This is a genomic window from Oceanibaculum indicum P24 (assembly GCF_000299935.1).
Taxonomy (GTDB): Bacteria; Pseudomonadota; Alphaproteobacteria; order Oceanibaculales; family Oceanibaculaceae; genus Oceanibaculum; species Oceanibaculum indicum.
Window position 1 is genome coordinate 62,377 of record NZ_AMRL01000018.1, and the last position, 9,836, is coordinate 72,212.

At 64.1% G+C, this 9,836-nt stretch carries 9 protein-coding genes; 1 reads left to right on the forward strand and 8 read right to left on the reverse strand.

Features of this window, described 5'->3' with window-relative positions; translation table 11 throughout:
- Positions 1 to 27: 27 nt before the first annotated feature.
- The 6 genes from pehA to P24_RS13500 are packed head-to-tail and all read right to left on the reverse strand — an operon-like array spanning position 28 to position 7,179.
- Positions 28 to 1,569 carry a phosphoric/sulfuric ester hydrolase PehA gene (pehA, locus tag P24_RS13475; protein WP_008945288.1) on the reverse strand — a complete coding sequence of 514 codons (1,542 nt, stop codon included), beginning with the start codon at positions 1,567 to 1,569 and terminating at the stop codon, positions 28 to 30.
- Positions 1,570 to 1,582: 13 nt separating this feature from the next.
- Positions 1,583 to 2,479, reverse strand: coding sequence for an ABC transporter permease (locus P24_RS13480; RefSeq protein WP_008945289.1), 897 nt, complete (start codon positions 2,477 to 2,479; stop codon positions 1,583 to 1,585).
- Positions 2,480 to 2,481: 2 nt separating this feature from the next.
- Positions 2,482 to 3,420, reverse strand: a complete 939-nt coding sequence (locus P24_RS13485; RefSeq protein ID WP_008945290.1) for an ABC transporter permease — start codon at positions 3,418 to 3,420, stop codon at positions 2,482 to 2,484.
- Positions 3,421 to 3,431: 11 nt separating this feature from the next.
- Complete coding sequence (locus tag P24_RS13490; protein ID WP_008945291.1) at positions 3,432 to 4,427, reverse strand: ABC transporter ATP-binding protein; 996 nt, start codon at positions 4,425 to 4,427, stop codon at positions 3,432 to 3,434.
- Positions 4,424 to 5,491, reverse strand: coding sequence for an ABC transporter ATP-binding protein (locus tag P24_RS13495; protein WP_008945292.1), 1,068 nt, complete (start codon positions 5,489 to 5,491; stop codon positions 4,424 to 4,426). Before P24_RS13495 ends, P24_RS13490 begins: the two co-directional genes overlap by 4 nt.
- Positions 5,492 to 5,496: 5 nt before the next feature.
- Positions 5,497 to 7,179 carry an ABC transporter substrate-binding protein gene (locus P24_RS13500; protein ID WP_008945293.1) on the reverse strand — a complete coding sequence of 561 codons (1,683 nt, stop codon included), beginning with the start codon at positions 7,177 to 7,179 and terminating at the stop codon, positions 5,497 to 5,499.
- Positions 7,180 to 7,430: 251 nt separating this feature from the next.
- Between P24_RS13500 and P24_RS13505 the strand changes: the two genes are divergently transcribed.
- Positions 7,431 to 7,742 (forward strand): hypothetical protein, encoded by a 312-nt coding sequence (locus tag P24_RS13505; protein ID WP_008945294.1) that lies wholly within the window; start codon positions 7,431 to 7,433, stop codon positions 7,740 to 7,742.
- 118 nt (positions 7,743 to 7,860) lie between these two features.
- Here the strand turns inward: P24_RS13505 and P24_RS13510 are convergent, their stop codons facing one another.
- A complete protein-coding gene (locus tag P24_RS13510) occupies positions 7,861 to 8,661 on the reverse strand; it encodes a hypothetical protein (protein WP_008945295.1) in 801 nt (266 codons plus the stop codon).
- 275 nt (positions 8,662 to 8,936) lie between these two features.
- Positions 8,937 to 9,836 (reverse strand): DUF4238 domain-containing protein (locus tag P24_RS13515; protein WP_008945296.1); only part of this gene is annotated, 900 nt, incomplete at its 5' end.

Genomic DNA, 9,836 nt, shown 5'->3' on the forward strand with positions numbered 1-9,836 from the left:
TGCCGCCGTCGAACAGGGCAGTGAGGCTTACAGTCGCAGCATCAGCCCTTCCGGTGTGGCGGCATAGCCGGTCAGCGTGCGTTCGGCATGGGTCAGCCGCCAGTTCAGCATGCGCTGGGCGTAGTCCCGTACGGTTGCCGCATGGGCCGGGTCCTCGGCCAGATTGTGGAACTGGCCGGGGTCGCTCTTCAGGTCGAACAGCAGCGGCGGCAGGGCCGCGAAATGGACGTACTTCCAGTTCTCGTCCTGCACCACGGCCAGCGCGCACTGGTCCATGGTCAGGCCCAGCGGTTCTTCCGGCTTGGAATAGAAGACATTGCGGAAATCGAACTCGTAATGCACCTCGCGCCGCCAGGTGTCCGGCGCCCCGCCGTCGCGCAGGAAGGGCAGCAGCGAGTGACCGTCACAGGCGCGCGGGCAGTCCTGGCCGATCCACTCCAGCACCGTCGGCATCAGATCGACCGATTCGGTGAACTGCCGGACAATCTGGCCGCGCGTGCCATTGGCGCTGGCATCCGGGTCGCGCACGATCATCGGGATGTGGAAGCTGCCATCGAAATAGCCGAGCTTGCCCAGCAGGTGATGGTCGCCCAGCTGCTCGCCATGGTCGCAGGTCAGGATGATCAGCGTATCGTCCCACTGGCCGCTGTCCTTCAGATGCTGGAACACGCGGCCGAGATGGACGTCGATCTCCTCCATCAGCCCGTAATAGCTGGCGCGCATCTGGCGCACCTCGCCCTCGTCCATGTCCGCACCCAGCCCCTCACCATTCTCGAAGAAGCTCTTGCGCTTCACGCTTTCCAGATAGAAGCGCAGCATCGGGTGCTGTTTCGCCTCCTCCTCCACGCTGGCGGCACGCACCGGCGGCGGGCAGTCGGCAGGGTCGAACATGTCGTGATAGGGTGCAGGCGCCGCGAAGGGCGGATGCGGGCGCCAATAGCCCAGATGCAGGAACCAGGGCTTCTTGTTGGCGCCGCGGATATAGTCGAGGCCGCGGTCGGTGAACCACACCGTATCCGACAGCTCCGCCGGAATGCGGCTGGGCTTCCGGGTGGCACCGATCTCGCCCGGCGCCAGATCCTGCGGCAGCCAGATATCCCAGGGATTGTCCGGCAGCTTGTAGCCGTTCGCCGCCACCCAGGAGAAATAGGCCTCCATCTTCAGCCCCCAGGAGCCTACCGGACGCCAGCCATCCATCAGATCGCCCAGCACCTTGAAGCGCGGATCCTCCGCCGCGACCTCGCGCGGGTCCGGCGTGGTGGTGGTGTAGCCGACGATGGCCGGGTCATAGCCCTTCTTGCGCGCCTCCTTGGCGACGTTGGTGTGGCGCGCATCCAGCGGGATGGTGTTCTGCACCGCCCGGTGGTTCATCATGTAGAGGCCGGTCAGCAGGCTGGCCCGCGCCGGACCGCAGGGCACGGCCTGGGTATAGTGCCGGGCGAAGGTGACCCCCTCCGCCGCCAGTGCCGCGATGTTCGGGGTCTTGATGAGGGGATGGCCCAGCATCGGCAGGGTGTCGCCACGCCACTGATCGACGACGATCAACAGCACATTCTTGCGCTTGCTCATGTTTGCCTCAGGTTCAACGCAGGGTCGGGTCCAACCGGTCGCGCAGCCAGTCGCCGACCATGCTGATGGAGAAGGTCGTCAGGACGATCACAGCACTGGGCGCCAGCAGAATCCAGGGCGCCGATTGCAGATACTCGCGGCCATAACCGACCATATTGCCCAGGCTGGTCATCGGCGGCTGCACGCCGAGGCCCAGGAAGGACAGGCCGGATTCCAGCAAGATCACCTCCGGGAAGGTCAGCGTCACGCTGACGATCAGCGTGCTGGCGATGTTCGGCAGCACATGCACGCCATAGACGCGCAGGGGCGACGCACCGATATCGCGCACGGCGGCGGCATAGCCCTGCTCGTTGGCGGCGATGGTCAGGCCGCGCGCGATGCGGGCTGCGCGCTCCCAGCCATAGAAGCCCATCAGGCAGATGAACAGCGTCAGTGTGTTGCCGAAGAAGGCCAGCACCGCCAGCGCGATGATCATGAAGGGCATGGAAGCCTGGAAGTCGATCAGCGTCAGCACCACCTGCTCCACCCAGCCCCGGAAATGCGCGGCAAGGAAGCCCAGCAGCACGCCGAGCGTGGCGGAGATGATGGTGCTGGCAAAGGCGATCAGCAGACTGATGCGGATCGAGACGATCAGCCGGGACAGCACGTCGCGGCCCAGCTCGTCAGTGCCCAGCGGATGTGCCCATGTGCCGCCCATGAACACCGGCGGCGCCAACCGCGCTTTCAGGTCCAGCGCGCTGAAGGTATAGGGCGCCAGCACATCGGCCAGCAGCGCCACCGCCAGCATGGCGACGATCCAGGCGCCGCCAAACAGCACCAGCGGCGGATAGACCTCCAGAAAGCGGGACAGCTTGCCGCGTTCGGCCGGAGCCGCTTCGGCGGCGGGTGACGTAGTTTCGATACTGGCCATGGTCAGCCTCCCGCCTTCACGGTGCGTCCGCTGCGCAGGCGCGGATCGATCCAGCCATACAGCGCATCGACGATCAGGTTCGAGGTCACCATGCAGGCCGCGACCAGCAGCAGGATGGCCTGCACCACGGCGAGGTCGCGATTGGCGACGGCGGAGACCAGCAGCCGCCCGACACCGGGCCAGGAGAACACGCTCTCCACCACCACGGCGCCGGCGATCAGGCTACCGACCATGAAGCCGACGATGGTGACGGTCGGGATCGCCGCATTGGGCAGCGCGTGGCCGGTGACCACCAGCCGCCACACCAGACCCTTGGCCGAGGCGGTGCGGATATAGGGCTGGCCCAGCACCTCCAGCATCGCCGAACGGGTGAAGCGCGCCAGCACCGCCGCACCACCCATGCCCAGCGTCACCGCCGGCAGGATGGCGTGCATCGGGCTGGTATAGCCGCCGCTGGGCAGCCAGCCCAGATTGACCGCGAAGATCAGCACCAGCACCAGCCCCAGCACGAAGCTGGGCACGGTATAGCCGGCGACCGACAGGCTCATCACCAGCCGGTCGATCAGCGAGTTGCGGTTCAGCGCCGCGAAGATGCCGGCGGGAATGCCGATCAGCAGCTTCAGCGCGAAGGCCGGCAGGGTGATCGCCAGCGTCGCCGGGATGCGCTCCAGCACCAGATCGATGGCCGGGCGGCCATCGCGCATCGACTGGCCGAGATTGCCCTCCAGAATATTCACGAAATAGCCCAGATACTGTTTCCACAACGGGGCATCCAGCCCCCAGCCTTGGCGGAACGCCTCCAGCGCTTCAGGCGGCGCGTCGGGCGACAGGATCAGCAGGGCGGGATCGCCGGACAGGCGCAGGATGACGAAGGCGAAGCTGAGCACCAGGAAGATGGTGATCAGGGCCCGCGCCCCGCGCGAGGCGAGATAGCGCAGCATGAACCGTCTCCTTATGCCGTGCCGATGGGGGAAAGCAGATGGCAGGCCGCCTTACGCCCGCCGCCGATATCGGCCAGGCGCGGCGCGATCTCCCGGCAGGCGGATGTCGCATGCGGGCAGCGCGGATGAAAGGCGCAGCCCGACGGCACATTCACCGGATTGGGCGGATCGCCTTCCAGCACGATGCGCTGGTAGCCCTCGCGCCGCCAGGGCGACGGGATCGCCGAGACCAGCGCCTGGGTGTAGGGATGCGCGGGCTCCTGAAACAGCACCTCGGGATCGCCCTGCTCCACGATGCGGCCCAGATACATCACCGCCACCTCGTGGCTGACCTGTCGCACCACCTTCAGATCGTGGCTGATGAACAGGAAGGCGATGTTGAAGCGCTCCTGCAGATCGAGCAGCAGATTGATAACCTGCGCCTGGATCGAGACGTCCAGCGCCGAGATCGGCTCGTCGCAGACCAGCAGGCTGGGCTCCAGGATCAGCGCCCGGGCCAGCACCACGCGCTGGCGCTGCCCGCCAGACAGCTCGTGTGGGAAGCGCTCGAACAGATGCGGCGTCAGACCGACGGCGGCCATCAGCTCACGCGCCTTCTCGCGCCGCTCCGCCGGGGTGCCGATCTTGAACACGGTCAGCGGCTCCATCACCTGCGCCGCTACCGGCAGCCGCCGGGCCAGCGCGCCCAGCGGGTCCTGATAGACCATCTGCATGCGCTGGCGCAGCGCGCGCCATTGTTTGTTCCGCTTCGCCGGCACCTGCCCGCCCTCGAACCGCACCGCGCCGGATGTGGCCGGCAGCAGCCCCAGCACCAGCTTCGCCGTGGTGGACTTGCCGCAGCCGGATTCGCCGACAACGCCGAGCGTACGACCGGAGTCCACGGAGAAGGAGACGCCATCCACCGCCTTCAGCGTGGCTGGCTTGCCAAACATCCCGCCCAGCCCCTCGCCCGGCACACGCACCGGGAAATGGCGGGTCAGGTTTTCGACAGTCAGGAGATCGCTCATAGGCTGTCCACCTTCAGGCAGGCGACCTGGTGGGTCTTTTCGATGAAACCGAGTCCCGGCACCTCGGCGGCGCAGCCTTCGTCGGCATGGGCGCAGCGCGGACGGAAGCTGCATCCCGTGGGCAGCTTGCCCGGTTCCGGCACGGTGCCGGGGATCGCCTCCAGCCGGCGCTGCGGCGCATCGAGATCGGGCAGTGCCGCCAGCAATCCGCGCGTATAGGGATGGCCGGGATTGGCGAAGAGCTGCTTCGTCGGTGCCGCCTCGACGACACGACCGGCATACATCACCATGACGCGCTCGCAGATATCGGCAATGACGCCCAGATCGTGCGAGATCAGCGCCAGCGCCATGCCGCTGTCACGGCGGATTTCGCGCAGCAGGTCCAGAATCTGCGCCTGAATGGTGGCGTCCAGCGCCGTGGTCGGTTCGTCCGCAACGAGCAGGTCCGGCTCGCCGGCCAGCGCCATGGCGATCATCACGCGCTGGTTCATGCCACCGGACAGTTCATGCGGATAGGCGTTCAGCCGCTGGCCTGCATTGGGGATATGGACCCGGTCCAGCAGACGAACGGCCTCCGCCTTCGCGGCCTGTCCGCTCAGCCCGCGATGCAGTGCCAGCGCCTCGGTGAGCTGCTGGCCGATGCGATGCACCGGGTTGAGCGAGGATGCCGGGTCCTGAAAGATCATGGCGATGCGCTTGCCGCGGATGCGCGCCATCGCCCGGTCGGAGAAATCGGTAATCGGCGTGCCGCCCAGCGACACCGTGCCGCCGATCCTTGCCTTCTTGCCCAGCAGCCGCAACACCGCCAGCCAGGTGACCGACTTGCCGCAGCCGGATTCGCCGACAATGCCGATGGCCTCGCCGGGGCGGACCTCAAGATCGATGCCGTGCAACACCGGCACATGGCGCTTGCCATCATCGAAGGCAACGGTCAGGCCGGCAATGCGCACCAGCGGATCGCCGCCTGTCGTCGTTCCGGCCGGTCGCGCCGCGACGGCGGCCGGGGTCATGCCCCGCACCGCCGCCGCGCCGCCATTCGGCCCGACGAAGTCGAGCGTACTCATCACGCTTACTTCTTGTAGCGGATATTGTCCGCCCGGAAGTCCATCGCGAAGGTCGGCGACCATTTCCACTCAATGTCCTTGCGCTTGCCGTAGAACACGACATTGCGGTGCAGGACGGTGTAGGCCGGATCCTCGCGCTCGGCGATTTCCAGCATGCGGCGGAAGGCCTTGCGGCGCTCCTCGTGGTTGGTCGAGGTTTCCAGCACGCCCGAGAGCTTGTTGAACTCCTCATTGGTCCATTCGCCGACCTGCTGCTGCTGGCCGTTCGGGCCGTGCTGGTTGACGATGGAGCTGACCGGATCGCTGAACGGGGCGGAATTCGACCAGTCGCGGATCGCGCGCGGCTCGTTGCGGTCGAAGATCTGCTGCCAGTTCTCCTTCATCTGGATCTCGACATTGAGCCCCACGGAGCGCCACATCTCGGTCAGGATCTGCGCCGTCTGCACCTGGTTGGTGTAGTAGTTGTTAGTGACGCGGAACGGGATCGGCTCGCCCTTGTAGCCGCTCTCCTTCACCAGCTTCTTGGCCAGTTCCGGATTATATTCCGGCACCGACCAATCGGCATGGAACATATCGGCGTAATATTCCCACTGCAGGCCCTTCGGCACGCTGGTGCGGCCGCCCCACAGTGCCTCGACGATGGCCTGGCGGTCCATGGCGTGGGTCAGCGCCTGGCGGATGCGCGGATCGGCCAGCTGCGGATGGTTCTTGTCGAACACGATCAGCCGATGGTTCAGCACCGGGCCGCCGACAACCTCGAACTTGTCGTTCGCCTCAATGGTCGCGATCTGGTCCGGCGGGATGTCGCTGGCGAAATCATATTCGCCCGAAAGCAGGCCGTTCACCCGGCCCGGCACTTCCGGCACCACGGTGTAGCGCACTTCCTTCACGGTCGGCTTGCCGTTGAAGTAGGCGTCGTGCGCTTCAAGCACCAGCACGTTATCCGGGCGGAATTCCTTGATCTTGAACGGGCCGGCGCTGACCGGGTTGCGCGCCCAGCTCATCCAGTCCTTGGCTTCCAGGAAGGCGCGCTTGGAGATGATCTGCGAACCCATGCGCGCGAGGCGGCCTTCCATGGTAACGTCCGGTACCGCGTTCACGAAGCGCACGGTGTACTTGTCCACCACTTCGACCCGCTCCAGCGACGGCCACAGACGGCGCGCGATGGCCGGCACTTCCGGCGGCAGCTCCGGGCCGGTCTGGGTATTGGTGGTGGTGAACAGCGTCTTGCTGTCGTCGGACTTGATGGTCTTGTCGTCCTGGCCGGCGCGGCGCGGCGGCTTGTCGCCGAACATGCGCTCCCTGCCGAAGCTGAAGGCCACATCCTCGGCCGTCACCTCATCGCCATTGTGGAAGGTGGCACCCTGGCGCAGCTTCAGCTCGACCGTCTTGTCGTCGATGCGCTTCCAGGATTCGGCGAGGCCCGGCACCGGCGCCAGATCGCCCTGGCGGTCCAGATCGATCAGCGGAGAAAAGATCATCGGGAAGATGCGCGCGCCGACATTGGACTGTTCGCGCAGCGGCGTCAGTGCGCCGGAATTCACCACCTGCTGCACGGCAACGCGCACCACCGGGCGGTCATCGGCGCGGGCGGTGCCGGACGCCATCAGCGCGGCGACGGAAAGGGTCGTGGTCAGCGACAGGCCCAGCGCAAGCGCGGCCCGTCGGCTGAGAAAGGGGAACTGCATGATGCCCTCCAGCCTTGAAAAGGATCGGCGCGCCCGAATGGCGTGCCTTGGGCACCATGGCCGCTGTTGATTAAGCTCGCATGTCGGTCGGGTGTTGGTTTCGTGACATTTCAAAGGGTTATGGATGAATTTGTGGAGTCATCCGCAAACTGCGCATTGCAGGACAAATTGCACATAAGACCGGGACGGAATGTAGAGCGCAGTACCCACCATAGGGGTAGCCTTGCCTTACCGGATTTGGGAGGTGAGGCATGGACAAGAATGTCTTATTGGAGCAACTGCACAACGCCATCGGGAATTCCCCGGCCCATCAGCAACGGCTGACGGCGGCAGCGAGCGAACCGGACGCGGTCACGATTCTGCTGGAAATCGCCCACGCAGAGGGCATCGCTCTGGAGCCAGCAGATATCCAACAGCAACTGGCCGCAACCAGTCAGCAAAATGCCGGGCTGACGGACGAAGAACTCGCCAGGATCAGCGGTGGCCACGCCGGCACATACAGGGACAGGCCGGCCTGGAGTCCCTACCTGCCCAACCTGTTTCCGGATCAGTATCCGAGATAGGAAATAAGACAGCCCGGTCGAGGTGGGTGGCAGAGGCATGCGGGAGGTGGGAAGATTTACGCAATCATTCCACCACAAGGCCAATAGCACTTCGCGCTAGACGCAATAGCGCAAATTTCTAGGGGTGTGGGGTCAATACCCGGCTGAGGAGCGTCCCGATCGGCACCATCTTCGGGATCGTCCGGCGGACCAGCGCGCCCAGTACCGGCTCCAGCGCTGCCCGCAACGCCGCCGGAGCCCGCAGGTCGGACAGCGGCGCTGACGCGGCACGGTCGGACGTCTCGATCCGCCAGCGCGTCAGCATACCCGCCTCGTGCAAGGGCTGCAGGATCAGTTCAATATGGGCGAGCATATCCGGCCAGTGCGACAGGTGGACATAGAGGCTGGCGACCGGCGCGCCCTCCTCGCCGGTATCGCCGAACAGGTTCAGCCGATGAATGCTGTGCTGAAGCGAGTCGGGCAGCGTTGCAAACGCCGGCAGGGCCGGAATGGAGATGGCTGTAGTTGCATCCGTGCGGCTTGTGGTTTCCCGCAAAGGCGGCCAATCCATGCGACCGGGCGTCAGCCCCAGCAGCGCGCTGAAGGCGACGAGGTTTCGTGCGTTGTTGGCGTTGTAGGTGGCGATAACCGCACGAACCGTCGGCAGTTCCGGGAGCAGCACCGCCGGCAGAGCAGGCGTCGGTACGGTTGCCGCTTCCTGAACGATTAACGCCAGCGGCGCGGCATGCTGCGCGATCCGGCCATCCCTATAGGCGGGACGGAGCAGCTGCCAGCTCTGCCGCAGCACCTCATTGCCTTGGCCTGCCAGACGGCGATAGACCAGATTGACCACCGGCGTATCCAGAACCTGCCGGATGTCGTCATAGACCGCCCGTACGGCAGCAGGCGCTGTCGCGTCATCGGCGATTTCTCGAATCATTGAGATGCCCCTTCCCTGGTCCGGCTGGACTTCATCCTAGAGGTTTTAAGGACAGGCAAGCCAGGTGACGAGGGACTTAGTTAAATGAGCACGCAAAGTCACACACGCTCATACGAAGCGGATTTGAGCAACTCAATGCGCCAAAAAATGGCTGCCCGTGAGTTCCCACACGAGTTCCCACACGGGTCTCTAAGTTATTAAAATATATAGGGTAAAAAGCGTTGGCGTGCCGGTGGGAGCGAAGCGGAGAACTGGGTTATAATTTTAGATTATCGTTAAACGAGGTCAGTGCCGCGCTCAGCGTTCGAGATCATTTCTGCCAAAACTTGATGGGGGTCTCTTGGTGAAAACATATGCTCGATGGCATTCCGCCAAATAAGCATATTGGTCGAGGCGGGATCGTGATTGAGCGGATAGAAATGGGCATCTGGCTCACTGTGGCGATTGTCCATGATCAGTACGCGGGTAGGACTGAGGGGGAATGTCACCATAGCCTCGGAATGCTTCAATCCGCGATGCTGGCCGATGGTATCGCCGAGCAGTACCGGGTTGTCGGACGTTATAAAAACTGGATTGTCGCTGAAGAGAATGGCCCAGCGCATCTTGAGGAAAATTTGAGCGATACTAGTCGCTTGCCCAACCCAAGCATTCCACGCTTGCTTCATGTCCTCTTCGGTGGCGTCCCGGTAATGGGGCCAGGAACTGTGATCCAATTCCACACGACGGTCGCCGATGATGACTTCATCTGGAAGTGTGTCATGCTGGGAGAAGAAATCGATAAATTGCTGGTGCATGGATTTCCAGAACTCGAATTGCCGGGGCGTGCGTAGCCAGGTCACTGCTGCCAACAGAGCCACCATCTTGCGCAATGGCTGCCACGAAAAATCGGGGAAGTCATTGCAGACCGTCTTCCACACCGGATCGCCGAAAAAACTCTCCAGTTCTGCGAGCTTCTTCTCCAATGCGTCGTCTCGCCGGCCGTCAGCCCTAAGCGGTGCGTAGAGGTGAAACCTCACGGCTACCTTGTCGATACGCTTCAGCTCAGGTTCCCCATCATTCTTGCTAAATCGCCAGATGCGTCGCCTGCCTTCATCGGCAGCAAATGCTTTTAGGTAGGACTGTGCCACCCAATGGCAGCGTTTAGTAATCTGTCTGTGAGCTGCCCCCCGAAAATC